We start from the raw sequence: 25,715 nt of genomic DNA on the forward strand, positions 1-25,715 counted from the left end.
GGCGGACGCGGTGGTGGAGAAGTTCGGCGGCGACAGCGTGGCCGAGACCCGCCGCAACGTGCGCTCCTACCTCGACCACCTGGCCATCCGGTGAGCCGCCGGTGACCCGCTGAGCCCCGCGTCCGCCCGCCGGGAGCCGGGCGGACGACGGGCGGGGGACGGATGGGAACCGGATCGGAGACGGGTGGCGCCGGGTGGGCGCGCACGGCCGGCCCTCTGCGGGCCCGGCCGGACGCCCGCGCCCCGCCGGACGCCCGTGCCCCTCACGGCCGGTCCGCCGCCCCGGCCGTCCGGCCGCCCCCGTCGCCGCCGGACGCCGCCGTTCAGCGCATCCAGGGCAGGTCCGCGCCCGCTCCCCCCGGCTGCAGTCCCTCGGCGAGGATCCGCGTGATCTCGCCGAGGGACTTCTGCTGTTCCGGGGTCAGCCGGTCGAACATGGCCTGCCGCACCGCGTTCACATGGCCGGGCGCGGAACGGCCCAGCACCTCGAAGCCCTCGTCGGTGAGGACGGCGAACTGGCCCCGCTTGTCCGAGGAGCACTCCTCACGGCGGACCCAGCCGTTCTTCTCCAGCCGGGCCACGGCGTGCGAGAGCCGGGAGCGGGTGATCTTCGCGAACTTGGCCAGTTCCGTCATCCGCAGCCGCCGACGCGGCGCCTCCCCGAGCCTGACCAGGAGGATGTAGTAGATGTGCGGCATGCCGGCGTCTCGTTGGAGCTGGCGGTCGAGGTGGTCCTCCAGCAGGGTCGTGGCCTCTATGTAGGAGCGCCACACGCGCTGTTCCTCGTCGGTGAGCCAGCGGGGCTCGTCGGCGGGGGCCGGAATGGGTGCCGTGTTCATGGGACCACTCTACGGAATGACTGTTTGAAAGTTAAACAACGTTGGCGTAGATTGAGTGCGTCCAATCATTTGAAGGTTCAAGCAATTGGATCGAGCCGAGCCGAGGAGCCGCCGTCATGTCCGCCGCACACCAGGAGCGCATGCCCGCCCTCTACCTCAGCCACGGCGCACCGCCGCTCGCCGACGACCCCGTCTGGCCCGGTGAGCTGGCCGCCTGGGCCGCCGGTCTGCCGCGCCCCCGGGCGATCCTCGTCGTCTCCGCCCACTGGGAGGAGGCCCCCCTCGCCCTCGGCGCCGTCCGCACCGTCCCCCTCGTCCACGACTTCTGGGGCTTCCCCGAGCACTACTACCGGGTGCGCTACGGGGCCCCCGGCGCCCCGGACCTCGCGGACTCCGTGCGCAAACTGCTGCGCGCCCCCGGCACCCCCGTGCAGGACGTGCCCGAGCGCGGCCTCGACCACGGCGCCTACGTCCCGTTGGTCGAGATGTACCCCGACGCCGACATCCCCGTCCTCCAGGTCTCCATGCCCACCCTCGACCCCGCCGGGCTCATGGAGATCGGCCGCCGGCTGGCACCGCTGCGCGACGAGGGCGTCCTGATCGTCGGCTCCGGCTTCTTCACCCACAACCTCGCCGCGCTGCGCCACTCCGGCGTCCCCGCCTGGTCCTCCGAGTTCGACGACTGGGGCCGGCGCGCCCTGGACGCCGGGGACGTCGACGCGCTGCTCGACTTCGCCCGTACCTCTCCCTCGGGCGCGCTGGCGCACCCGCGCACCGAGCACTTCGCCCCGCTCTTCGTCACCCTGGGGGCCGCCGACGCCGCCGGTGAGCTGGACCGGGGCCGCTCGGTGATCGACGGCTTCTGGATGGGCCTGGCGAAGCGGTCGGTGCAGTTCGGCTGAGCCCCCGGCGCTCCGCCCGCGCCCCGTACGCCCCGCCCCCGCCCGTGCCCCGCACGCCCCGGTGGCCCGCTCCGTGGCCCCCGGCGATCCGCCCGTGCCGCGTGGCAACCCCCGGCGCGCGGGAGCCGTCCTCTCCAAGGGGAGCGGCCGACGGACGCCGGGGCTGTGAGGGGCGTCACCCTCCGCCCGTGCCGGGGAGGGGCGGAAGGGCCCGGCGGGGGCCGTCGCGGACACCGCCGACCCGGGTCCGACCAGGGGCTCCGCGGGGTCCGGGGACCGCGCTGGTCGTCATGCGCCGGCACAGGGTACTGCATGATCAGAAAAATCGGAGGGCGGGTTGGGAATTCTGTCCGGATTCCAGTCGTTGTTTCCATCGGATGCAGGGCACCCGAAGAGCGTCCGGAGCAGAGTCCGGGCCGGCTCGGAGGATGCCGTACGTCCAAGGACCACCCGCTGATCCACCATCGCAAGGGAGCACGCATGGCAACCCGTGCCGTCGCCCGTCGCAAGTCCGCCTCCCGCGGGACCTCCGACGCGGCAACCAGCGTCCGCGCCAGCGGCGGCGAGCTCGCCGACCGCGATCTGGTCGGCATGTACCTCGACGAGATCGCGCGGACCCCGCTGCTCGACGCCGCCAAGGAGGTCGAGCTGTCCCAGACCATCGAGGCGGGCGTGTTCGCACGGCAGGTACTCGAAGGCTACGAGGAGACCGGGGCGGACGCCACCCGTGAGGAGCTGCGCGCCCTGATCGAGGAGGGCGAGCGGGCGAAGGACGTCTTCATCCGTTCCAACCTCCGCCTGGTCGTCGCGGTCGCCCGCCGGTACCCGCGCAGCGGCCTGCCGCTCCTCGACCTCATCCAGGAGGGCAACGCCGGCCTGGTCCGCGCGGTCGAGAAGTTCGACTACCGCAAGGGCTTCAAGTTCTCGACGTACGCCACCTGGTGGATCCGCCAGGCCATCACCCGGTCGATCGCCGACCAGTCGCGCACCATCCGCCTGCCCGTCCACCTCGTGGAGGAGCTGGGCCGGATACGCCGTGTGCAGCGCGAGTTCAACCGCGAGCACGGCCGCGAGCCGGAGCCCGCCGAGATCGCCGCCGAGCTGGGCTCGACGCCGGAGCGCGTCACCGACGTGCTCGACTGGGCCCGCGACCCGGTCTCGCTGAACATGGCGGTGGACGACGAGGGCGAGACCCAGTTCGGCGACCTCCTGGAGGACACCTCCGCGGTCTCGCCCGAGCAGTCGGTGCTGACCCTGCTGCGCAGCGAGGAGCTGGACGACCTGATCGGCCGCCTCGACCCGCGCACCGCGTCCATCATCAAGATGCGGTACGGCATCGACGACGGCCGCGAGCGCACGCTGACCGAGGTCGGCAAGCAGCACGGGCTCACCCGTGAGCGCATCCGGCAGATCGAGAAGCACGCGCTGCTGGAGCTGAAGAAGCTGGCCCGCGACACCGGCTTCGAGGCGGCGGCGTAACCGACGGACCGGACGGGGGCCGCCCGGCCCCGGCCCCGGCAGGGCGGTAGCGGGACGGCGAGGACCGACGGGGGCGGGCGGCGTCCCCGGGCCCCGGATCCACGGCCCATGGCCCGGTCGGGGGTGCGCGCCGGGGCGTCGGCGCCCCGAGGGCGACGGGCTCCCGGCCCACCGTGCCGCCCGTACCCGGGCTGCCGGGGTGGAGGGCGGATCCGCGGTGTGCCGCGCGGCGTGGAACGGGGGAGCGGCGTCCACCCGAGGTGCCGTGGGACTCGGACGCACCCCGGGGCGTGGCGTGCGCCCGGTGCCCCGGCCCCGCGTGAACACGGCCGCCGACGGTGCTTCAACCCGCGCCTGCCGGGAACAAGAACTCCAGGCCCCGGACGCGGGCCGGGGAGCGGGACTCCACCGCTCCACCGCACGGGCCGGGCAGTGCCCGCCCCCCATGGACCACGTCCCGACGCACTCCCCCCGGTGCCGGGACCTTCCCGAGCCGGGCGCGGCGCCTTCCCCCGGGCGCCGTGGCCCGGCCCTCCGCGTGACGGCCGAAGGGCGGGGCACCCCGGACCTGAACCCCGGGGTGGCCCGCCGGATGACAGATTTTGCCACAGCGGCATAACCTGCCGACGTGAGCACCACCCCGTCGTCCGATCCGCCCGGTTCGGCCCCCCTCTCCCTGACCGAACGGCGCAAGTCCGAGACCCGCGCGGAGATCGCCCGCGCCGCGGCCCGCCTCTTCGTCCAGCACGGCCTGCGGGCCACCCGCGCCGAGGACATCGCCCGCGCCGCCGGGGTCGCCCCGCGCACCTTCTACCGGTACTTCGCGACCAAGGAGGAGGCCGTCGCCCCGCTCTACGCCCTCGGCGCCGAACGCTGGGCCCACGCGGTGCGCACCGCCCCCGGCGAGCTGTCCCCGACCGAGGCCCTGGAACACGCCGCGCGGCACACCCTGACCCCGGGCGCCGGGGTGTCGGCGGTCTCCTGGGAGTGGGCCCGCACCCTCGTCCGGCTGGCCGACGGCAGCCCCGCGCTGCGCAAGGTGTGGGCCGACGTCTGCCACCTCGCCGAGGGACGGCTGACCGAGGCGCTGGCGGCACGGCTCGCCGGGGAACATGGGGCACCGGGGGACGACGTTGCCGCCCGCGCGGCCGCCTCACCCGACCTGCGCTTCGCGGCGGCCGTGGCCGGCACGGCGGTACGGGCCGCCGTGGAGCACTGGGCCGCCGCCGAGGTCGCGCCGGCGTCCGGCGGTCCCGGGGGCCCCCGCGCGCTCGCCCTGCGCAACCTCGCGGTGCTGCGGGGCTTCGACTGGGCGGCCGCGCTGCGCTGACCGGCGCGCCCCGGTCACCACGCGCCGCCCCCGCCCGGTCGTCCCGTCCACCGCCCCGGTCACCACGCGCCGTCCTCGCCCGGTCGTCCCGTCCACCGCCCCGGACACCCGCCGCTCCCCGTCGTCCACCGTCCCCGGCCGTGCGCCGCTGCCCGCCGGGGATGCCGCTCGCTCCCGGTCGCCCTCCGCGGCCGCCCGGCGCCTTCGCTTGTCCGCCCGGACGCTCGTCACCCCCGGGGTTCGCGGGCCCGGCGCCCGCCCGCCTCTCCACCCCCGGTGCGCGCTTCCGGCGCAGGTCACTCCCCCTCCACGGCCCCGGACAGCCGGGCCGCCAGCTCGCGGATCCGGGCCACCAGCTCCGGCGGCTGCCGGACCCGGAAGTCCACCCCCAGCATCGCCAGCCGGACGGCCGTCCAGTCCAGCGAGTCCGACGTGGTCACCCGCAGCACACAGGAACCCCCGTCGCCCTCCGGCTCCGGAACACCGAGCCGGCCCGGCAGCCGGGCCGCCACCGCCTCGGCCGGGGCGGCGAAGGCGACCTCCAGGTCGTAGGCGTCCCCGCGCCGCCGCATCGACCGCCGCAGGAACTCCGCCGCGCTTCCCGTCGGCAGCTCCCTCGGGGCGAACCGCGTCCCCGTCGCCATGGGCTCGCTCACCCGGTCCACCCGGAAGGTCCGCCAGTCCTCGCGGTCGAGGTCGTAGGCGACCAGGTACCAGCGCTGTCCCGTCGACACCAGCCGGTACGGCTCCGTCAGGCGCCGCGAGGCGGTGCCGTCCCCGGCGCGGTAGGCGAACCGCAGCCGCTCCCGGCCGGCCACCGTGGAGGCCATCGTGGTCAGCGTCCCGGGGGCGATGCTCGGCCCGTCACCGCTGGTCAGCGGAGTCGTCGCGGCCTGTAGGGTGGAGACGCGGTGGCGCAGCCGGGCCGGGAGCACCTGCTCCAGCTTGGCCAGCGCCCGTACCGACGCCTCGTCCACGCCCGCCAGCGCGTGCCCCGCACCGGCACGCAGCCCCACGGCGATGGCCACGGCCTCCTCGTCGTCCAGCACCAGCGGCGGCATCGCCTTCCCCGCGACCAGCCGGTATCCGCCGTCGGCCCCCATCGTGGCCCGCACCGGATAACCCAGCTCACGCAGCCGGTCGATGTCCCGGCGGACCGTGCGTCGCGAGACCCCGAGCCGCTCGGCGAGTTCACCGCCGGGCCATTCCCGGGGCGTCTGGAGGAGGGACAGGAGCGTCAGCAGCCGTGCCGGTGTGTCCGTCGTCATGGCGACGAGCATCGCGCACCAGTAGGACCGGATCAGACCTATACGGCCCCTAGGTTTCCCCATGACCTTCCCGGGGGCCCGGAGCCGGCGCGGACCACGCGGGCACCGGCCCCGGAACACGGGGACGGACGGCGGACACGGGACGGACGACGGAGATGACGTACACGGCAGCGACGGGGCCCCCGAGCGGACGGGCCCGGGGGAGCGGACGGTGACGGAGAGCACGGCGGCCGGGAGACCGGCCGCGGGAGAGACGGCGGAGATGGCGGAACCGGCGGAGCCGGCGGAAGCGGGACAGCGGACGGACACCGCGGACGCGGTGGGACCGCGGAGGCCGGCGGTGGAGACGACGGAGGCGACGGGACCAGTGGAGAAGACGGCAGCGGCGGAGGACCCCGGGGTCTCCGGGACGAGGACGCCCCCGACGGCGGGGGCGCGGCCGGCGGGGACGCCCCTGACGACGGGGGCGCGGACGGCGGCGGAGGCGCCCGGAACGGCCGGGACACCGCAGGACACCGGGACCGCGGACGCCGCGCCGCCCGCCGGGGGCGACCGGCGCCGCTGGTTCGCCCTCGCGATCGTGATGACCGCGGCCTTCATGGACCTCGTCGACGTCACCATCGTCAACATCGCGATTCCCTCCATCCAGCGGGACGCCGGTGCCACCTTCGGCCAGATCCAGTGGATCACCGCCGGATACGCCCTCGCCTTCGCCGCCGGTCTGATCACCGGCGGACGGCTCGGTGACATCCACGGCCGCAAGCGCCTCTTCCTCATCGGCATAGGCGGCTTCACCATCGCCTCCGCCCTGTGCGGGTTCGCCGTCGGCCCGGAGATGCTGGTCGTCTCCCGGCTGCTCCAGGGCACCATGGCCGCGCTGATGGTGCCGCAGGTGCTCTCGATCGTGCACGCGACCTTCCCCGCCCACGAGCGCGGCAAGGTCTTCGGACTGTTCGGCGCCGTCGTCGGCCTGGGCGCCGTCTCCGGCCCCCTGTTCGGCGCGCTGCTCACCCAGTGGAACCTCTTCGGGCTCGAATGGCGGCCCATCTTCCTGATCAACCTGCCCGTCGGCATCGCCGGCCTCGTCCTCGGCAGGCGCTTCATCACCGAGTCCAAGGCCCCGCGCGCCCTCAAGCTCGACCTTCCCGGCGTCGCCCTGGTCACCCTCGGCCTGCTGATGCTGCTCTACCCCCTCACCCGGGGCCGCGAGCTGGGCTGGCCCCTGTGGGGATACGCCTCCATGGCCGGCGCCCTGGCCGTCTTCGCCGTGCTGGTGGCCTACGAGCGGCGCAAGGGCGAGCGGGACGGCTCACCGCTGATCGAACTCTCGCTGTTCCGCGTCAAGAGCTTCGCCGCCGGCATCGCCGTCCAGACGGTGTTCGGACTCGGCCTCGGCATCTACTTCCTGGTGTGGACCCTCTACATGCAGCAGGGCCTCGGCTGGAGCGCCCTCAAGGCCGGTCTGACCGGTGTGCCGTTCTCGGTCGCCGTGTCGGCGGCCGCCGGGGTGTCGGTGCAGCTCCTCGTCCCCCGCTTCGGCCGCAAGGTGCTCCAGGCGGGCGCGCTGGTCATGGCGGCCGGAGTGCTCCTCTACCTCTGGGAGGCCGGACGCCACGGCCTCGGCATCGGGGTCTGGCAGATGGTGCCGCCGCTGGTGGTCATGGGCATCGGCATGGGCCTGATCGTCGCCCCGCTGACCGACGCGGTGCTCTCCGAGGTGCCGCGCGAGCACGCCGGAGCCGCGTCCGGACTCATCAACACCGTGCAGCAGATGGGCAACGCCCTCGGCCTCGGCCTGGTCTCCGTGGTCTTCTTCGGCGGCATCGGTGACCGGCTGGCCCCGGCCGACATCGGCCCGGCGTTCGTGAACGGCTTCCAGAACTCGCTCGGCTGGGTCGCCGCCGTCCTCGGCGCCATCTTCCTGCTGATGTTCGCCCTGCCCAAGCGCCCCGCCCAGCACATGGAGGGCGCCGGCGGGGACACTGCCGGAGGAACGCCCGACGGCGACGCCACGGACCGCGACAGCCGGGAGGGCACGAAGGAACCCGCCCTGGTCTGACGACCCGGCGGAACCCGGGGGCGGCGGGCCCCGCACCTCCACGTGCGGGGCCCGCCGCCGTGTCAGGGGACCTGGGCCGCGCGGCGCTCCATCGCCCCGCGCGCCTCCGCCTCGCTGGAGTACACCTCGCACATGTGCCGCCCGTCCGGCGTCGCCGTGTGCTCGACCTCCCACAGGGAGATCTCCCGCCCGTCGAACAGCAGGAACGCGTGCTCGTACAGCGCGTACGGCAGCTCCGCCCGGACCGGACGGCCGAAGGCCTGGGTGATCTGGTGCGCGGACGCCGTGGCCAGCAGCGCGGCCGTGTCCGTGCCGGGACGGTCCGTGTTCTCCGCGCGTCGCAGCAGCCGCCGGGCGTGGTCCGCCGAGCCGCCCCGCACATAGGCGTGCCGGGGCGCCGGGATCGTCGACAGCGGGGCCGGCACCGGCAGCTCGAACTCCGGGGTCTCCGGCGGTAACGCCAGCCGCGAGGTCGCGGCCCGCACCTCGTCCTCGTCCGCGTACACCTCGTGCTGGGCCTCCCCGCCGGGCACCGTGTTGTGGACCAGCTCCCAGAGCGTGACCGCCGTCCCGTCCGCCAGCAGCCATGTGTGCCGATACGTTTCACGGTGCAGCCCCGCGCTGTGGTGCGCGGAGTGCAGCGAGGTGTCGTGCGCCAGCGCGCGGTCCAGCGGCCGTACCGTCTCGTCGGGCAGCTCGAACGAGTTCAGGCTGCGTCCGAGCAGCCGCATGAGATGCTCCTCCGGAGTCTCCGGCGACCCGGAGGGTTCGTCCGCTGCCGTCTCGTACGGAACGCTCAAGGCTTCTCCCGGCGTTGCTGCATGTCACCTAGTGGGTGCATACCGTAGCCCCTCGGTCGGACATCGTGTTCGGGAACCGGGAAAACGTCCGCACGAAAAACGCGCCGCCCGCGCGAGGAGTTCCCGTACGACCCGACGAACCGTCAAAAAAGCCTGGTCAAACGGCACTTGCCGCGTGCCGTTCGTTCCCGGCCATGTTCCACCCGTTCAAGCCGTTCAAACCGTTTCCCGGAAAGACGGTGCCCCGGGAGCCGCCGGTGCCCGTCATCCGGTGTCGTCCCGGCCGTCACCGGGAGTTGGCCCGGCCGTCTCCGGGGCCGAGCCCCCGCCCGATCGCGGATGTCGCCGCGGGGGAGGGTGCAAGAATCGGTGAACACTTCGGGGCGAAGTGTTCACCGATCCCCACACCCCCGCCCCACCCCCTCGGCCCACGAGACCGAGATCCCCTCAACCGGCCCCGTCGGGGCGCGGGAGCCGAGACGGACGACGCCGGAGGCCGACGGTCCGGGTCCCGGTCCGGCCCCGGTGCCGTACGCGCGGTCCGCCTCAGCCCCCGTACAGCTCCCCGTACGACGGCCAGGTGCCACCCGGGCCGGAGACCGGCCCGGCGGCCCGAACGGCGCGCACGATGGCCCGGGTCACCACGTCCGCGCCCACCGCCAGCAGCGCGTTGAGCGCCAGGGGCTCCCCGTCCGGCAGGGCGTGCGCACCGGTCGCCAGGGCGAACACGGTGTCCCCGTCGTTGAGCAGGTGCACCGGCCGCACGGCGCGGGCGATGCCGTCGTGCGCCGTGCCGGCCAGCTTCTGCGCCTGGGCCTTGGACAGGTCGGCGTCCGTGGCGACCACCGCGAGCGTGGTGTTGAGCGGCGGCACGCCGGTCACCGCCTCCGCCTCGGCGATCCGCCGCAGCGCCGCCCCGTGTGTCCGCGCCGTCGGGTACTCCACCCGGCGTCCCTGGAACAGCTCCCCGTACAGCACCCCCGTTCCCGGGTCCACCGCCGAGCCCGCCGCGTTGGCCACCACCAGCGCCGCCACGGTGACGCCCGAGTCCAGCAGGACGCTCGCCGTGCCGACCCCGCCCTTCAGCGGGCCCACCGCGGCCCCCGTGCCCGCCCCGACGCACCCCTCGGCCACCGGCGCCCCGGGCGCACTCGCGTCGGCCGCATCCACCGCCGCCCGCCCGGTGGCCGCGTCCGGCCGGGCCCGGAAGTCACCCCCGCGCCCCAGGTCGAAGACGCAGGCCGCGGGCACCACCGGGACGACCTCGGCCGGACCGGGCCCCACCCGCACCCCGCGCCCCCGCTCCTCCAGCCAGGCCATCACCCCCGACGCGGCGTCCAGCCCGTACGCGCTGCCGCCGGTCAGGACCAGGGCCTCGACCCCGCGCACCACGTTGCGCGGATCGAGCGCGTCGGTCTCCTTGGTGCCGGGGCCCCCGCCGCGCACATCCACCGCGGCGACCGCCCCGCCCTCGGGGGCGAGCACCACCGTCGTGCCGGTCAGCCATCCGTCGCCGGTGCGCGTCGCGTGCCCGACCCGCACCCCGGCCACGTCCGTCAATGCGTCCACTGTCATGACGCCAGTGTCGTCCAGCCCCCGCCGCCCTCCCGGGCACCGCCGCCCGTCCGCCCGCCTATCCCGCCCCCGCCGGCGCGCCCCGGCCCCCGGCGCGGCCGCGCGCGGTCAGCGTCACCCCCGTCGCCACCGCCAGCGCCAGGACGATCCCCGCCCCGAGCACCGCCCACCGCCCGAGGAACGTGCAGCAGATCACCAGCAGCGCCGCCGTCGGCAGTACCGCCTGCTGGGTGACGCCCACCTTGAAGTGCCGCGCGTGCAGCAGCCACACCATCAGCAGGTACAGCGCCGTCGGCAGCGTCACCGCCGCCGCCGCACCCAGCGCGGTCACATGCCCCGCGCCGACCGCCCGCTCCACCGCCACCTCCAGGCCCGCCCCGATCGCGGCGGCCGAGGCGAAGACCAGATAGTGGCCGTAGCCCCACAGGAACGCCCGGCCACTGGAGCGCAGATGCCCGTGGACCGGCACCACGAAGTAGATCCACCACGCGGCGAAGACGATCAGCAGCCCGCCCGCCGCGATCGGCAGCATCTCCCCGAGCGCGTCGTGCTCGTCGATGCCCGACTTCACCGCCACCGTGGCCGCGGCGATGGTCTCGCCCAGCACGATGATCGTGAACAGCCCGTAGCGTTCCGCGATGTGGTGCGGGTGCCACGCCGAGGTCTGGCTGCGCTCCGCGTACGCCGGAACGCACATCTCCAGCAGGGCCATCCCCAGGAACAGCCACATCCGCCCGCCCTGCGGCAGGAGCAGCAGCCCCAGCCAGCCGATCTGGCAGAGCAGCACCCCGAAGGCGTAGCGGCGGGCCATCGAGCGCTCCGCCGGTCCGGAGCCCCGGGCCGCCCGGAGCCACTGCGCCGCCATGGCGATCCGCATGATCGCGTAGCCCAGCCAGACGGCCAGGAAGTCGTGCCGCTCGAACGCCCGCTGCACGCCCGCCGCCAGCACCAGGACGCCCGCGATCTGCACCAGGGTGACGAGCCGGTAGAGCACGTCGTCGTTGTCGTACGCCGACGCGAACCACGTGAAGTTCATCCACGCCCACCAGATGGCGAAGAAGACCATCGCGTAGTTGAGGATGCCCTCGCCCCCGTGCCCCTCGGCCACGGAGCGCACCAGCTCGGCCCCCGCCTGGGCGATGGCCACCACGAAGCACAGGTCGAAGAGGAGCTCCAGCGGGGAGGAGACCCGGTGCTCCTCGTGCGGGGCGCGGGCGGCGAGCCGGCGCACCGGCCGGTGGCCGCCGGGCGGCCCGGAGGGTCCCACTGTGGGGGATGAACTGGACATCATGGACACCAGCAGACCAGACCCGGCCCGGAAGTCCCGGTAACGGGGCGGCTGGTGCCGTGCGGGGGAGCACTCCGCCCGCCGTGTCGGGCACGCCACCGACGGCGACCGCGGCGGGAACGCGACCGCGGCACGGGTGGCGCACCCGGCGGGGAGGACGGACCTGACGGGGACGCGGTGCGGGCAACGGCGGTGCGACGGGCCGGTCGCCCGCAGGCCCTTCCACGACGGCGCGCGCCGGGGCGGGCCGTACTCTGGGGGCATGAGCAGCATCGCCCCCCGTCCCGAGCCGAGCGCGCCCAAGCCCGAGCCGAAGCTGGTCTTCGGCGACCCGCTGGACCAGCAGTCCTCGGACGACACCGACCGGGGATGGGGCGACCGCCCCGAGCCCGACGCCGCCGGGGACCTGAGGCGCTTCCTGGACGAGAAGCCGCCCCACCACCTCTGAGCCGCCCCGGCCGCCGCTGACCGGCCCACCGCCCACCACCGGACCACGAACGGGTCCCGGGACCGTGTCACGTGCCCGGCCCACGGCACGGGCCCTGAGCGCCGCGCCCGCTCGGCGCGCGGCGTCCCGGTGTCGTCGGCGCCGCCGGGCGGCGGCCCGCGACGGGCCGGACCCGGTCGCGCGGGTACCGCGGTTACTCGCGGTCGTGGCCCGAGCCGCGCTGGGCGATCAGGGCGTCGCGGATCTCCTTCAGCACCTCCAGCTCGCTGATCTCCACGACCTCCATCGTGCCTTCCTTGGCCTTGCGCCGGGCCTCCTGGCGGGCCAGGTACTTCGACATGGGCAGGACCATCAGGAAGTAGACGACCGCCGCCGTGATCACGAACGACAGGGTGGCGCCGAGCACCGAGCCCCACAGGATGCGGACGCCGGTCGCGCTGTCGCCGCTGCCCGAGCACGGGCCCTTCAGACACGAGCTGTAGCTGTCCAGGTTCTGCGTCCCGAACGCGCCGACCAGCGGGTTGATGATGCCCTTCACCACCGAGTTCACGATGTTGGTGAAGGCGGCGCCGATGACCACCGCGACGGCCAGATCGACGACGTTTCCGCGCATCAGGAAGGTCTTGAAACCCTGCAGGACGCTCGGTCCCTTGTTGTCGCTCACCTCGGGGGCACTCCTTGTGTGGACGGATCGTGGAACAAATCGCTCCGCAACCTACGCCGAGGTTGGGCCATCCTGTCCAATCGGCTCCCTCGAACGAGGGACTTGACCGCTCTACCACAAGGTCACCGCCAGCGGCGTCAGCGCACCCGTCCCGACCAGGCGGTGCGCGGTGGCCCGCGGCACCGACAGCACGACCAGCGCCCCGGCCCCGTTCTCCCCGGCCCCGATTCCGGCTCCGTCCCGGACCCCGGCACCGGACCCCGGCCCGGCCGCATCCCTGTCCTCCGGCCCCGGCACCCGTGCCACCCGGGCCCCGCGCGCGATCACGGCGATGCCGCCGTCCCCGCTCCCCGCGCCTCCGCCCGGAGCCACCGCACCGACCCCACCCGGCCCGCCGCCCCCGGCGGCCACCACATCGACCCGGTCGCCCGGCCTGAGCAGCCGCACCGTGGCCGCGTCCGCGATCCGCACCGGCGCCGCGACCAGATCCGACGGCGGACGCCGTCCCTCTTCCCCGGCCGCCGGACGGCCCCGCGCCCGCTCCAAGTCCCGCGCGCCGGTGCCCGGCAGCGGCCCGGCGGCCACCAGCGCCGCGGCGGCGACGGCGAGCCCCGCGGCCAGTGCCCGCCGACGGTGGCGCAGCAGCCGGTGCGCCCCGTGGCGGCCGCCGCGCACCCGCACCGGCGCGAACTGCGGCACCTCGCGGACGGGAGGGGCGTCGTGGGAGAGGACGGGGGGAGCGGAGCGGAAGGACACGGGGACCACCACCTGTGACGGGGAACGGCTTGCGCTCCCCACGATGGGGCCTCGCGCCGATCCCCGCCGGAGCCTGTGGGCCACCACGCGGTTGTGGACAACTCCCTCACCCGAACGGGACGTTCCGCCCGCCGGCCCGCCGGCCCGCCGGCCCGCCGCCATCCGTCGGCGCCCCGGAACCGCGCCCCCGACCCCTACGGCAACGTGATCCCCGGATCCATCCCGCCCAGCGCCGCCCCGCAGTCGCAGTCCCGCTCCCCGGTCGCCGGCAGCCCGGCGAGGGTCTCGAACAGCACGCCCCGCAGCCGGTCCACGTTGGCGGCGAAGACCCGCATCACGTCCGCGTGGGAGACCGCCTCACCGCTCTCGGCACCGGCGTCGAGATCGGTGACCAGAGTCAGCGAGGTGTAGCAGAGCTCCAGCTCACGGGCGAGCGCCGCCTCGGGGTGACCGGTCATGCCCACCACCGACCAGCCCTGCGCCCGGTGCCACCGCGACTCCGCCCGGGTCCCGAAGCGCGGGCCCTCCACGACGACCAGGGTGCCGCCGTCCACGGGCTCCCAGTCCCGTGCCCGGGCCGCCCGGAGCACCGCAGCCCGCCCGGTGGGGCAGTAGGGGTCGGCCAGCGACACGTGGACCACGTGCGGCACCGTGCCGTCCGGCAGCGGCAGCCCGTCGAAGTACGTCGAGGAGCGGGTGAGGGTGCGGTCGACGAACTGGTCCGGCACCAGCAGCGTGCCGGGCCCGTACTCGGGGCGCAGCCCGCCCACCGCGCACGGCCCGAGGACCTGGCGCACCCCCAGGGAGCGGAGCGCCCACAGGTTGGCCCGGTAGTTGATCCGGTGCGGCGGCAGATGGTGGCCGCGCCCGTGCCGGGGGAGGAAGGCGACCCGGCGCCCGGCGACCTCGCCGAGGAACAGGGAGTCGCTGGGCGGCCCGTACGGGGTGTCGACCTCGACCTCGGTCACGTCGTCGAGGAAGGAGTAGAAACCGGAGCCGCCGATGACACCGATCTCGGCATTCGCCTTGTTCGCCATGCCCGCACCCTAAGTGCTCGCCCCCCGCCCCGTCCCGGGACGGTGACACGGCGAGGACCCCGTCGTCGCCCGACGACGGGGTCCCGCGGAGAAGAGGTGCCTAGGCGGCGGTGGTGCTGCTGCTGGTGGTGCTGCTGCCGGAGCCCGACGGGGAACCGGAGGACCCGGAGCCCGAGGAGGACGCCGAGCCCGACGACGAGGACGCCGGCGACGAGCCGGAGGACGATCCCGACGAGGACTTGGACGTGGCCGTCGAGCTGCTCGACGAGGAGCCGCGGCTGTCGTTGCGGTAGAAGCCGGAGCCCTTGAAGACGATGCCGACCGCCGAGAACACCTTCTTCAGGCGGCCCTCGCAGTTCGGGCACTCGGTCAGGGCGTCGTCGGTGAACTTCTGCACCGCCTCGAGGCCCTCGCCGCACTCGGTGCACTGGTACTGGTAGGTCGGCACTGTTGATCCTCCTGGCACTCTGACTCGATGAGTGCTAACGACGCTCCATAGTGACGCATTCCCCGGCGTCAGTCCACTGCGGCGGGCGCGCGGTGACCGACACCACGTGCGACCGTACGCCCCCCGGACGGGGCCGCCAGACGCGAGCGCAGCGCCACCAGCACCGCCAGGGCGAGCACCGTGGCGCCCATCGGCACCAGGAACCCGGCGCCGTCCCAGAGCCGGTCCTCCAGCTGTCCGGCGACGGTGACCGCCATCGCCTGGCCCAGCGCGACGGCACCGGTCAGCCAGGTGAACGCCTCGGTGCGGGCCCCGGCCGGGACCAGGTCGTCGACCAGGGTGTAACCGGTGACCAGGGCGGGGGCTACGGCCATGCCGACGAGCAGTCCGAGCCCTGCCAGGAGCGGCGCCGAGTGCGCGGCCCACAGCCCGGAGGCGGTGAGCGCGAGGGCGGCGTAGCCGACGAGGAGGCGCTGCCGGGGGGCGGCCCGCCAGGCGACGGCCCCGCAGACGAGGCCGGAGATCATGTTGCCCGCGGCGAAGACCCCGTACAGGGCGCCGTTCAGCCCCGGCCGGCCGATGGACTCGGTGAAGGCGGCCAGCGAGACCTGCATGCCGCCGAAGACGGCGCCGATGCCGAGGAAGGTCACGATCAGCACCCGCACTCCGGGCACCCGCAGCGCCGGGGGGTGCTCCTCGCGCGCGGGGCCGCCGTCCCGCCGGAGCCCGGCGGGCGGCTCGGTGCCGCGCTGGGCGGCGAAGAGCAGACCGCCCACCAGGGTCAGCCCCGACTCGGTGAGCAGACCGGCGGCCGGGGCGACGCCCGTGCACAGGGCGGTGGCCAGCAGCGGGCCGAGGACGAAGGTCAGCTCGTCCGTGACGGACTCGAAGGCCGCGGCGGTGCTCATCAGGGGGGAGCCCTTGAGCTTCACGCCCCAGCGGGCGCGCACCATGGGCCCGATCTGCGGGACCGAGGCGCCGGTCGGCACGGCCGCCGCGAACAGCACCCAGAGGGGTGCGTCGGAGAGCGCCAGGAAGGTCAGGGCCAGACCGGACAGGGTGTGCACGAGGACGCCGGGCAGCAGGACGGCCCGTTGCCCGTGGCGGTCCGCGAGGCGCCCGGCGAAGGGGGCGAACAGGGCCATGGAGACGCCGGTGACGGCCGCGACGGCCCCGGCGGCGCCGTAGGAGCCGGTGGTGTGCTGCACCAGCAGCACGAGGGAGAGCGTCAGCATCGCGAAGGGCTGGCGCGCGGCGAAGCCGGGGAGCAGGAACGTCCAGGCGCCGCGGGTGCGCAGCAGTTGCCCGTATCCGGGCCGGTCGGCGGTGCGCCGCGGGCCCCGCGGGGGCTTCGCCGAAGGGGTGACCGTGGATGCCACGGCCCGTGCCTTTCCGCCGCCTGGTGGCCCCGTCCCGCCGGACCGGCCGGGGCCGGGCATGGTGGCGGGCAGCGCCGAGAGCTGTCCTCTTGCGCGGACTGCGGTAGATACCGGCGCCCTACGCGATGGGAGGCGTTCCGGCCGCCATACGGTCGCGCCAGCTCTGCTTCAGGCAGAGTTGGTTCGATCAGGTTGCCGCCCCCATCGTACAGGCGCGACGGGTTCCCGCCCGCTGTGAGAGGGAGCACCGCGGCACCCGGGGGAGGGCCGCGGACCAGGCGACGGGAACCGGTTCCGGGGCCGCGGGGCCCCGCCCCGCCGAAGCCCCCGGCCTCCCGCCGGAACTCCCCGCGGCCCCGCCGAGCCCCGGCCTCCCGCCAGAGTCCCCCGTGGCCCCGCCGAATCCCCGGCGCCCGCCGAATCCCCCGCGCCCCGCCGAAGCCCCCGCCCCCGCCGAGGGCCGCCTCCGCCGGAAGCCCCCTCACCCCCGCGTACGGCCCGCCCGGGTGCCCCCTCTGCCGGGCCTGCCGCCCCGCTCACCGCCCCCGGCACCGGCGCCGGGGGCCGCCCCCTGTCCGGCCCCCGGCTCCGCCCCCGTGCCCAGCCATCCGGCGAGCTTGCCGCCGCGGCCGACGGCCCGCAGCCGCGCCTCGGCGGAGTCCCGGACGGGGTCCGTGGCCACGACGAGGAGTTCGTCCCCCCGGCGCAGCTCCGTCGACGGCAGCGGGACGAACGACGTGCCCTCGCGCACGATCAGCGTGACCGCCGATCCCGCGGGCAGCCGCAGTTCGCTGATCTCGACGCCGTGCATCCGGGAGTTCCCGGGGACCGTCACGGACAGCAGGTGCCCGCGCAGCCGCTCCAGGGGGGCCGATTCGACGCCCAGGTCGGCGGTCTCCTCGCCCTTGCCGAGGCGCAGCTTGTGGGCCAGCCACGGCAGGGTCGGCCCCTGGAGCAGGGTGTAGACGATGACCAGGACGAAGACGATGTTGAAGATCCGGCGGCTGCCCTCCACGCCCTGCACCATCGGGATGGTCGCCAGGATGATGGGCACGGCCCCGCGCAGCCCCGCCCAGGACATCAGCGCCTGCTCCCGCCACGGCACCCGGAACGGCGTCTGGCACAGCACCACGCTCAGCGGACGCGCCACCATCGTCAGGACCAGCCCGATGACCAGGGCGGGGACGATGTCGTCGCCCAGTTCGTGCGGGGTGACCAGGAGGCCGAGCAGCACGAACATGCCGATCTGGGCGATCCAGCCGAGCCCGTCGGCGAAGCCCCGGGTGGCCGGCCAGTGCGGCAGCCGGGCGTTGCCCATCACCATGGCGGCCAGGTAGACGGCGAGGAAGCCGCTGCCGTGCGCCATGGCGCCGGTCGCGTAGGCGGTGACGGCGATGGCCATGACGGCGATCGGGTAGAGGCCGGAGGCGGGCAGCGCCACGTGCCGCAGCCCCCAGGAGCCGAGCCAGCCCACCGTGAGGCCGATGGCCGCGCCGATGGCCAGCTCCAGGGCGATCTCGCCGAGCAGCACGTACCAGTGGTCGATCGGCCCGGCCGCGGAGAACGCGACGACGAGGATGACCACCGGGGCGTCGTTGAAGCCGGACTCGGCCTCCAGAGTGCCGGTGATGCGCGCGGGCAGCGGGATGCGGCGCAGGACGGAGAAGACCGCCGCGGCGTCCGTGGAGGACACCACCGCCCCCACGATCAGCGCCTGGCGCCACTCCAGCCCGATCAGGTAGTGCGCGCCGGTGGCCGTGACGCCGACGCTCACCGCCACCCCGGCCAGCGCCAGGACGGCGGCCGACGGGAGGACGGGCCTGATCTCCTTCCACTTCGTGCCCAGGCCGCCCTCGGCCAGGATCACGACCAGGGCCGCGTACCCGATGACCTGGACCAGTTCGGCGCTGTCGAACTTGATGTGGCCGATCCCGTCCTGGCCCATGGCGATGCCTATCGCCAGGTACACGAGCAGGCTGGGCAGCCCGCTGCGCGAGGAGATCCGGACCGCGGCGACGGCGATCAGCAGGACCAGTGAGCAGACGAGCAGAAGCTGGTTGAGGTGGTGGACGGTCAGCGGCCCTTCCCTTCTCCCCGGCACAGCGCGCGCACCTCCCCCGTGGGAGCGCGCTTCCATGGCACACGAGCCGCGGGACCCCGCGGCCGACTACTTCGTTACCTTACCTAACTCTTGACGCTTTCTTGACGCCGTTCAGGCCAGGATCGAACGGCCGTGCGCGCCGGGAGGCGACTCCGCGTCAAGGGGGACCGGGCCCTGCGCCTAGAGTTGGCCCAGCGTTGAGTACGAAGCACAGCCCGCCCCTGCCGCTCGTGTTAGGACAGCAAGGACAGCGATGCCCCCCACCACAACCGCCACCCAGGCACCGCAGACCGGCACGTCCGGCAGGAGGAGGGGACGCAAGCTGCGTCTGCTCGTCCTCGTGCTGGTCCTGGCCGTCATCGGCGGCCTCGTCTACGGGGCGTACTGGTCCGTCAGCACGGTGCGGGCGTCGTTCCCGCAGACCAAGGGGTCGATCACGCTGCGGGGCCTGTCCGGCCCGGTCGACGTCAAGCGCGACGGCTACGGCGTCCCGCAGGTCTACGCCTCCTCCGAGGAGGACCTGTTCATGGCGCAGGGCTACGTCCAGGCGCAGGACCGGTTCTACGAGATGGACGTGCGCCGCCACATGACGGCCGGGCGCCTGTCGGAGATGTTCGGCAGGAGCCAGGTGAAGAACGACGGCTTCCTGCGCACCCTCGGCTGGCACCGGGTGGCGCAGAAGGAGTACGACGAGAAGCTGTCGGCGTCCACGAAGAAGTACCTCCAGGCGTACGCCAAGGGCGTCAACGCCTATCTGGACGGCCGCGAGGCGGAGGAGATCTCCCTGGAGTACGCCGCCCTCGGCTTCACCAACGACTACCGGCCCGCCCCCTGGACGCCGGTCGACTCGGTCGCCTGGCTCAAGGCCATGGCCTGGGACCTGCGCGGCAACATGCAGGACGAGGTCGACCGGGCGCTGATGACCAGCCGCCTGGGACCGAAGCAGATCGCGGACCTGTACCCCCAGTACCCGTACGACCGGAACCGGGCCATCGTCCAGGAGGGCCAGTACGACGAGCTGACCGGCACCTTCGACGGGGGCGGCGGCCCGGACGGCGGCACGGACGGCACCGGTGACGGGACCGGCACCGGAACCGGTCTCGACGGCACGGGAACCGGTACGGGCACGGGCCTCGACGGGACCGGCACGGGCACGGGGGTCGGCGCGGGAACCGGGACCGGCACGGGTGCCGGGGACGCGCTCCAGAGCCAGCTCATGGGCCTCCAGGACGCCCTGGCCGACCTGCCCACCGCCGTCGGCGTCAACGGCAACGGCATCGGCTCCAACTCGTGGGTCGTCTCCGGCGAGCACACCATCACCGGCAAGCCGCTGCTCGCCAACGACCCGCACCTGTCCCCGGCGCTGCCCTCGGTCTGGTACCAGATGGGCCTGCACTGCCGAAGCCTCTCCGCGACCTGCCAGTACGACGTCAGCGGCTACACCTTCGCGGGCATGCCCGGCGTCGTCATCGGCCACAACAAGAACATCGCCTGGGGCCTGACCAACTCCGGCGTCGACGTCACCGACCTGTACCTGGAGAAGATCACCGGCGAGGGGTACCAGTACGGCGGCAAGGTCCGGCCGTTCACCACCCGCGAGGAGACCATCAAGGTGGCCGGCGGCCGGTCGAAGAAGATCGTCGTCCGCGAGACCGGCAACGGCCCCCTGATCTCCGACCGCGACAGCGAACTCGTCAAGGTCGGCAAGAAGGCCACCGTCAACACCGCCGCCCCCGACCGCGGCGACGGCTACGCCGTCTCCCTGCGCTGGACCGCGCTGGACCCCGGCACCACCATGGACGCCGTCTTCGCCATCGACCGCGCCAAGGACTGGGACGGCTTCCGCGAGGCCGCCGCCCTGTTCGAGGTGCCCTCCCAGAACCTCGTCTACGCCGACACCGAGGGCAACATCGGCTACACCCTGCCCGGCCGCATCCCGGTCCGCGCCGAGGGCCACGACGGCTCCGTGCCCGCCCCGGGCTGGGACCCCGGGTACCGCTGGACCGGCAAGTACATCGGCGACGACGAACTGCCCTACGAGTACGACCCAGACCGCGGCTACATCGTCACCGCCAACCAGGCCGTGGTCGACAAGGCCGCCTACCCCCACACCCTGACCACCGACTGGGGCTACGGCACCCGCAGCCAGCGCATCACCTCCCTGATCGAGCAGAAGATCAAGGACGGCGGCAAGATCTCCACGGACGACATGCGCCAGATGCAGCTCGACAACAGCAGCGAGATGGCCAAGCTGATCGTGCCCCAGCTGCTGAAGATCGACGTCGCCGACAAGGACGTCCGCCAGGCGCAGAAGCTGCTGGAGGGCTGGGACTACACCCAGGAGGCCGACTCGGCCGCCGCGGCCTACTTCAACGCCGTCTGGCGCAACATCCTCAAGCTCGGCTTCGGCAACAAGCTCCCCAAGGAGCTGCGGGTCAAGGGCCAGTGCCTGTGGGTCGACCCGGTCAACACCACCGGCCCCGCCGACGAGGCCGTCAAGGTCCTCGAATGCGGCCAGCGCGACGCCGATCAGGCCCAGCCCGACGGCGGCGACCGCTGGTTCGAGGTCGTGCGCACCCAGCTGGAGAACCCGAAGAGCGACTGGTGGACCACGCCCGCGCGCGGCACCCGCAAGGGCGCCGACCACAACCGGGACGACCTGTTCAAGCGCGCCATGATCGAGGCCCGCTGGGAGCTGACCGCCAAGCTCGGCAAGGACATCGACACCTGGAGCTGGGGCCGGCTGCACCGCCTGTTCCTGAAGAACCAGACCCTCGGCACCGCCGGACCCGGCTTCCTGAAGTACGCCCTCAACCGCGGTCCCTGGGAGCTGAGCGGCGGCGAGGCGGCCGTCAACGCCACCGGCTGGAACGCGGCCGGCGGCTACGAGGTGGTCTGGGTGCCCTCCATGCGGATGGTCGTGAACCTCGCGGACTTCGACAAGTCCCGCTGGATCAACCTCACCGGCGCCTCCGGGCACGCCTTCAGCGCCCACTACACCGACCAGACCGACAAGTGGGCCGCCGGTGAGCTGCTGCCCTGGTCCTTCACCGCGAAGGCGGTCGACGAGGGCACCGGCGACACCCTGGTCCTCAGACCGTGACCGCACGCCGCACCGCGTGAGAACGGCCTCCCCGCGCACGCGGGGAGGCCGTTCCCGTGTCCGGGGGAGCGCCCCGGCGGCCACCGGGCCGGGCCCCGGCTCAGCGGAACGCGCGCACCCCCGACGGCGTCACCACCGCGTCCACCGGCCGGTCGTGCGGCTCCGCCGGCACCCGCGCGACGACCTCCCCGTCGTACAGCAGCACCAGCAGCGCCGGACGGGCCCCCGCCCGCTCCAGCCGCGCCAGCACCCGGTCGTATGAGCCCCCGCCGCGGCCCAGCCGCATGCCGCGCCCGTCGACCGCCAGCCCCGGCAGCAGCACCACGTCCGCCTCCGCCACCGCCTCCGGCCCCAGCCGCCCGCCCGAGGGCTCGGACAGCTCCATCCGCCCGCCGTGCCGCACGCGGACGAGCGAAGCGGCCCCGGCGTACACCCCCCAGTCGAGGTCGTCGTCGGGCAGCAGGACCGGCAGCAGCACCCGCACCCCCCGCGCGCGCAGTGCGTCCAGGAGCGCGAGGGTGCCCGGTTCGGCGCCCACCGAGACGTAGGCCGCCACCGTGCGCGCCCCCGCCACGGCCGGCAGCCCGAGGGCCCGGCCGGCCAGCGCGGCGGACGATTCCCGCAGCTCATCGGCGGTCAGCGCGGCCCGTGCCGCGAGCAACTCGCGCCGCAGCGCCCGCTTGTCCGGCTCCGCCGGGGGTCCGTCGTGCGTCAAGGATCGCTCCTGTCCTGTTCTCGTACGCTCATATGAGAGTCGGCTCCCCACGTCACGGATTCTCCCCAAAGGCACCGGATAGGGTGGCGGTCATGACTCAGTCCCACCCAAGGATCAGCAAGGCTGTCATCCCCGCAGCCGGGCTTGGTACCCGGTTCCTGCCGGCCACCAAAGCCACTCCCAAGGAGATGCTGCCGGTCGTCGACAAGCCGGCGATCCAGTACGTGGTCGAAGAGGCCGTCGCCGCGGGTCTCGGAGACGTCCTCATGGTCACGGGCCGCAACAAGCGCCCCCTGGAGGACCACTTCGACCGCAACTACGAGCTGGAGTCCGCCCTCCAGAAGAAGGGCGACGCCGGCCGGCTGGCCAAGGTCCAGGAGTCCAGCGACCTCGCCATGATCCACTACGTCCGCCAGGGCGACCCCAAGGGCCTCGGCCACGCCGTGCTGTGCGCCGCCCCGCACGTGGGCGACGAGCCCTTCGCGGTCCTGCTCGGCGACGACCTGATCGACCCGCGCGACCCCCTGCTCCAGCGCATGATCGACGTCCAGGAGCAGTACGGCGGCAGCGTCGTCGCCCTCATGGAGGTCGCGCCCGAGCAGATCCACCTCTACGGCTGCGCCGCCGTCGAGCCCACCGGGGACAGCGACGTCGTCAAGGTCGGCGGCCTCGTCGAGAAGCCCGACGCGGCCGAGGCCCCCTCCAACTACGCCATCATCGGCCGCTACGTCCTCGACCCGCACATCTTCGGCATACTGCGCACCACCGAGCCCGGCCGCGGCGGCGAGATCCAGCTCACCGACGCCCTCCAGCAGCTCGCCGAGGACGAGAGCGTCGGCGGACCCGTGCACGGCGTCGTCTTCAAGGGCCGCCGCTATGACACCGGAGACCGCGGCGACTACCTGCGTGCCATTGTCCGGCTCGCATGCGAACGTGAGGACCTGGGCCCGGACTTCCGGACCTGGCTCCGCAGTTACGTAGCCGAGGAGATGTAGCCCCTTGAGCAGCGCCGCGCCCCGCGACCTCGGCCGCGACCGCCCCGGTCACGGCCCCGCCGGTGACGACAGCCGCCTGTGGTCGGTCCAGGACCACCTGGAGGACGTCCTCACCACCGTCCGCCCCCTCGAACCCATCGAGCTGAACCTCCTCGACGCCCAGGGCTGCGTCCTCGTCGAGGACATCACGGTGCCGGTCTCCCTGCCGCCGTTCGACAACAGCTCCATGGACGGGTACGCGGTACGGGTCGCGGACGTCGCGGGCGCGAGCGAGGAGTTCCCCGCCGTCCTGGAGGTCGTCGGGGACGTGGCGGCCGGCCCGTCCGACCCGCCCGAGGTGGGCCCGGGCCGGGCCGCCCGCATCATGACCGGCGCCCCGCTGCCGCCCGGCGCCGAGACCGTGGTGCCCGTCGAGTGGACCGACGGCGGCCTCGGCGAGGGCCCCGTCACCGGGATGCGCGCCCGCAGCCTCGGCCCCGAGGGCGCCGAGGGCGAGGTCCGCGTCCACCGGCCGGCCGGGCCCCGCGCCCATGTGCGCGCGGCGGGCAGCGACGTCCGGGCCGGCGACCGCGCCCTGGAGGCCGGCACCGTCCTCGGCCCCCCGCAGATCGCCCTGCTCGCCGCCATCGGCCGCGGCCGGGTCCGGGTGCGCCCGCGCCCGCGCGTGGTGGTCGTCTCCACCGGCAGCGAACTCGTCCAGCCCGACGAGAAGCTGGCCCACGGTCAGATCTACGACTCCAACAGCTTCGCCCTGACCGCCGCCGCCCGGGACGCCGGAGCCATCGCCTACCGGGTCGGCGCCGTCGAGGACGACGCGGAGACCCTGCGCTCCACCATCGAGGACCAACTGGTCCGCGCCGACCTGATGGTCACCACCGGCGGCGTGAGCGTCGGGGCGTACGACGTGGTCAAGGAGGCGCTGGCGCACGTCGGCGACGAGGACGAGCCCGGCGGCGGCGTCGACTTCCGCACGCTCGCCATGCAGCCCGGCAAGCCCCAGGGCTTCGGCTCCATCGGCCCCGACCACACCCCGATCCTCGCCCTGCCGGGCAACCCGGTGTCGTCCTACGTCTCCTTCGAGCTGTTCGTCCGCCCCGCCATCCGCACCCTGATGGGCCTCCCGGACGTCCACCGGCCCACCGTCACCGCCACCCTGGTCACGGAGAAGGCGCTGACCTCGCCCAAAGGGCGCCGCCAGTTCCTGCGCGCCACCTGCGACGGCGGCTCCGTCCGCCCCGTCGGGGGCTCCGGCTCCCACCTGGTGGCCGCCCTCGCCCACGCCGACGCGCTGATCGTGGTGCCCGAGGAGACCGAGTCCGTCGAACCCGGCGCCGAGGTCCGGGTGCTCCTGCTCCGCTGACCGGGCCCCGCCCGCGATACCGTGTCGCGCACAGCAGGCCCGCGCGCCGCACCGCGCCGGGCCCGGACCGGGAGCGCCACACAGCATGAGCACGCAGGACCGACCCACACCGGACACGCCGGACACAACGGACGGGCAGGCCGCGCGGGCCACCCCGGCACGGCTGACGCACCTCGACGACGCGGGCGCCGCCCGGATGGTCGACGTCACCGGCAAGGACGTGACCGCCCGCACCGCCCGCGCCACCGGCCGGGTCCTCGTCGCCCCCCGGGTGGTCGAACTGCTGCGCGGCGAGGGCGTCCCCAAGGGCGACGCGCTGGCCACCGCGCGGATCGCGGGCATCATGGGCGCCAAGCGCACCCCCGACCTCGTCCCGCTCTGCCACCCGCTGGCCCTCTCCGGTGTGACACTGGACCTGTCGGTCGCGGACGACGCGGTGGAGATCACCGCCACGGTCCGCACGACGGACCGCACGGGCGTCGAGATGGAGGCCCTCACCGCGGTCTCCGTCGCCGCGCTCACCGTGGTCGACATGGTCAAGGCGGTCGACAAGGGGGCGGTCATCACGGACGTGCGGGTGGAGGAGAAGAGCGGCGGCGCGTCGGGCGACTGGAGCCGGGCATGACAGAGCCGACCACACCCGGGGCCGCCCTCTCCGCGCCCTACGCGGCCCTCGTCGTCACCGCCTCCCACCGCGCCGCCGCCGGCGTCTACGAGGACAGGAGCGGCCCCCTGCTGGCCGACGGGCTGCGGCGCCTCGGCTTCGCCGTCGACGGCCCCCTGGTCGTCGACGACGGCGCCCCCGTCGAGGAGGCCCTGCGCGCGGGCACCGCCGCCGGGTACGACGTGATCGTCACCACCGGCGGCACCGGACTCTCGCCCACCGACCGCACCCCCGAGGCCACCCGCGCGGTCATCGGCCACGAGGTTCCCGGCATCGCGGAGGCCATCCGCGCCCGGGGCCGGGAGAAGGTCGCCACCGCGGCGCTCTCCCGGGGCCTGGCGGGCGTCGCCGACGGCACCCTGATCGTCAACCTGCCGGGTTCCACCGGCGGGGTGAAGGACGGCCTGGCGGTCCTGGAGCCGCTGCTCCGGCACGCCGTGGACCAGCTCCGCGGCGGTGACCACCCCAGGCCCGGCGTCGACGGGGGTGCGCGCTGAACGGCCCC

General features: G+C 74.4%; 22 protein-coding genes. 10 read left to right on the plus strand and 12 right to left on the minus strand.

Features of this window, described 5'->3' with window-relative positions:
- Positions 1–323: 323 nt before the first annotated feature.
- The gene (locus tag ACZ7LB_RS24795) at positions 324–839 is read right to left on the minus strand and encodes a MarR family winged helix-turn-helix transcriptional regulator (RefSeq protein WP_471471274.1); all 516 of its coding nucleotides are present in this window, start codon (positions 837–839) and stop codon (positions 324–326) included.
- Positions 840–979: 140 nt separating this feature from the next.
- Here ACZ7LB_RS24795 and ACZ7LB_RS24800 point away from each other — a divergent pair, with 140 nt between their 5' ends.
- The 3 genes from ACZ7LB_RS24800 (at position 980) to ACZ7LB_RS24810 (ending at position 4,550) form a co-directional block, all read left to right on the plus strand.
- Positions 980–1,741 carry a dioxygenase family protein gene (locus tag ACZ7LB_RS24800; protein WP_471471473.1) on the plus strand — a complete coding sequence of 254 codons (762 nt, stop codon included), beginning with the start codon at positions 980–982 and terminating at the stop codon, positions 1,739–1,741.
- Between the two features lie 480 nt (positions 1,742–2,221).
- A complete protein-coding gene (locus tag ACZ7LB_RS24805; RefSeq protein WP_471471276.1) occupies positions 2,222–3,220 on the plus strand; it encodes a sigma-70 family RNA polymerase sigma factor in 999 nt (332 codons plus the stop codon).
- Positions 3,221–3,848: 628 nt separating this feature from the next.
- On the plus strand, positions 3,849–4,550 hold the full coding sequence (locus ACZ7LB_RS24810; protein WP_471471277.1) for a TetR/AcrR family transcriptional regulator: 702 nt from the start codon (positions 3,849–3,851) through the stop codon (positions 4,548–4,550).
- Positions 4,551–4,846: 296 nt separating this feature from the next.
- Here the strand turns inward: ACZ7LB_RS24810 and ACZ7LB_RS24815 are convergent, their stop codons facing one another.
- Positions 4,847–5,818, minus strand: coding sequence for a helix-turn-helix transcriptional regulator (locus tag ACZ7LB_RS24815; RefSeq protein ID WP_471471475.1), 972 nt, complete (start codon positions 5,816–5,818; stop codon positions 4,847–4,849).
- Positions 5,819–6,401: 583 nt separating this feature from the next.
- On the opposite strand from ACZ7LB_RS24815, the gene ACZ7LB_RS24820 reads away from it, so the two are divergent.
- On the plus strand, positions 6,402–7,877 hold the full coding sequence (locus ACZ7LB_RS24820; RefSeq protein WP_471471476.1) for an MFS transporter: 1,476 nt from the start codon (positions 6,402–6,404) through the stop codon (positions 7,875–7,877).
- Between the two features lie 62 nt (positions 7,878–7,939).
- Here the strand turns inward: ACZ7LB_RS24820 and ACZ7LB_RS24825 are convergent, their stop codons facing one another.
- From ACZ7LB_RS24825 to ACZ7LB_RS24835, 3 genes are all read right to left on the minus strand, one after another.
- Positions 7,940–8,677: a DUF6227 family protein gene (locus ACZ7LB_RS24825; RefSeq protein WP_471471279.1), complete on the minus strand. Its 738-nt coding sequence runs from the start codon at positions 8,675–8,677 to the stop codon at positions 7,940–7,942.
- Between the two features lie 546 nt (positions 8,678–9,223).
- Positions 9,224–10,252: a P1 family peptidase gene (locus ACZ7LB_RS24830; RefSeq protein ID WP_471471281.1), complete on the minus strand. Its 1,029-nt coding sequence runs from the start codon at positions 10,250–10,252 to the stop codon at positions 9,224–9,226.
- 58 nt (positions 10,253–10,310) lie between these two features.
- On the minus strand, positions 10,311–11,543 hold the full coding sequence (locus tag ACZ7LB_RS24835; RefSeq protein WP_471471283.1) for a low temperature requirement protein A: 1,233 nt from the start codon (positions 11,541–11,543) through the stop codon (positions 10,311–10,313).
- 259 nt (positions 11,544–11,802) lie between these two features.
- Between ACZ7LB_RS24835 and ACZ7LB_RS24840 the strand changes: the two genes are divergently transcribed.
- Positions 11,803–11,988 carry a hypothetical protein gene (locus ACZ7LB_RS24840; protein WP_471471285.1) on the plus strand — a complete coding sequence of 62 codons (186 nt, stop codon included), beginning with the start codon at positions 11,803–11,805 and terminating at the stop codon, positions 11,986–11,988.
- Positions 11,989–12,181: 193 nt separating this feature from the next.
- Here the strand turns inward: ACZ7LB_RS24840 and mscL are convergent, their stop codons facing one another.
- The 6 genes from mscL to ACZ7LB_RS24870 all read right to left on the minus strand — a co-directional run bounded on the left by mscL (position 12,182) and on the right by ACZ7LB_RS24870 (position 18,409).
- Complete coding sequence (gene mscL / locus ACZ7LB_RS24845; RefSeq protein WP_161224071.1) at positions 12,182–12,652, minus strand: large conductance mechanosensitive channel protein MscL; 471 nt, start codon at positions 12,650–12,652, stop codon at positions 12,182–12,184.
- A 111-nt stretch (positions 12,653–12,763) separates the two neighbouring features.
- Positions 12,764–13,408 (minus strand): hypothetical protein, encoded by a 645-nt coding sequence (locus ACZ7LB_RS24850; protein ID WP_471471287.1) that lies wholly within the window; start codon positions 13,406–13,408, stop codon positions 12,764–12,766.
- A gap of 194 nt (positions 13,409–13,602) precedes the next feature.
- Positions 13,603–14,445, minus strand: coding sequence for an S-methyl-5'-thioadenosine phosphorylase (locus ACZ7LB_RS24855; RefSeq protein ID WP_471471289.1), 843 nt, complete (start codon positions 14,443–14,445; stop codon positions 13,603–13,605).
- A gap of 100 nt (positions 14,446–14,545) precedes the next feature.
- Entirely contained in the window at positions 14,546–14,893 is a 348-nt protein-coding gene (locus tag ACZ7LB_RS24860; protein WP_471471291.1) for an FmdB family zinc ribbon protein, read from the minus strand.
- A 68-nt stretch (positions 14,894–14,961) separates the two neighbouring features.
- On the minus strand, positions 14,962–16,272 hold the full coding sequence (locus ACZ7LB_RS24865) for an MFS transporter (RefSeq protein ID WP_471471293.1): 1,311 nt from the start codon (positions 16,270–16,272) through the stop codon (positions 14,962–14,964).
- A gap of 481 nt (positions 16,273–16,753) precedes the next feature.
- The gene (locus tag ACZ7LB_RS24870; RefSeq protein WP_471471295.1) at positions 16,754–18,409 is read right to left on the minus strand and encodes a potassium/proton antiporter; all 1,656 of its coding nucleotides are present in this window, start codon (positions 18,407–18,409) and stop codon (positions 16,754–16,756) included.
- A 217-nt stretch (positions 18,410–18,626) separates the two neighbouring features.
- Here ACZ7LB_RS24870 and ACZ7LB_RS24875 point away from each other — a divergent pair, with 217 nt between their 5' ends.
- Positions 18,627–21,476 (plus strand): penicillin acylase family protein, encoded by a 2,850-nt coding sequence (locus ACZ7LB_RS24875; protein WP_471471297.1) that lies wholly within the window; start codon positions 18,627–18,629, stop codon positions 21,474–21,476.
- A gap of 100 nt (positions 21,477–21,576) precedes the next feature.
- Here ACZ7LB_RS24875 and ACZ7LB_RS24880 read toward each other — a convergent pair whose 3' ends face one another.
- On the minus strand, positions 21,577–22,191 hold the full coding sequence (locus ACZ7LB_RS24880; protein WP_471471299.1) for a 5-formyltetrahydrofolate cyclo-ligase: 615 nt from the start codon (positions 22,189–22,191) through the stop codon (positions 21,577–21,579).
- A 92-nt stretch (positions 22,192–22,283) separates the two neighbouring features.
- Here ACZ7LB_RS24880 and galU point away from each other — a divergent pair, with 92 nt between their 5' ends.
- The 4 genes from galU to ACZ7LB_RS24900 all read left to right on the plus strand — a co-directional run bounded on the left by galU (position 22,284) and on the right by ACZ7LB_RS24900 (position 25,707).
- A complete protein-coding gene (galU, locus tag ACZ7LB_RS24885) occupies positions 22,284–23,186 on the plus strand; it encodes a UTP--glucose-1-phosphate uridylyltransferase GalU (RefSeq protein ID WP_161224078.1) in 903 nt (300 codons plus the stop codon).
- Between the two features lie 4 nt (positions 23,187–23,190).
- On the plus strand, positions 23,191–24,546 hold the full coding sequence (gene glp, locus ACZ7LB_RS24890) for a molybdotransferase-like divisome protein Glp (RefSeq protein WP_471471301.1): 1,356 nt from the start codon (positions 23,191–23,193) through the stop codon (positions 24,544–24,546).
- An 85-nt stretch (positions 24,547–24,631) separates the two neighbouring features.
- Positions 24,632–25,171: a cyclic pyranopterin monophosphate synthase MoaC gene (gene moaC, locus ACZ7LB_RS24895; protein ID WP_471471303.1), complete on the plus strand. Its 540-nt coding sequence runs from the start codon at positions 24,632–24,634 to the stop codon at positions 25,169–25,171.
- The gene (locus ACZ7LB_RS24900; protein WP_471471305.1) at positions 25,168–25,707 is read left to right on the plus strand and encodes a MogA/MoaB family molybdenum cofactor biosynthesis protein; all 540 of its coding nucleotides are present in this window, start codon (positions 25,168–25,170) and stop codon (positions 25,705–25,707) included. Before moaC ends, ACZ7LB_RS24900 begins: the two co-directional genes overlap by 4 nt.
- Positions 25,708–25,715 lie beyond the last annotated feature (8 nt).

Source organism: Streptomyces sp. NPDC107521, assembly GCF_055598485.1.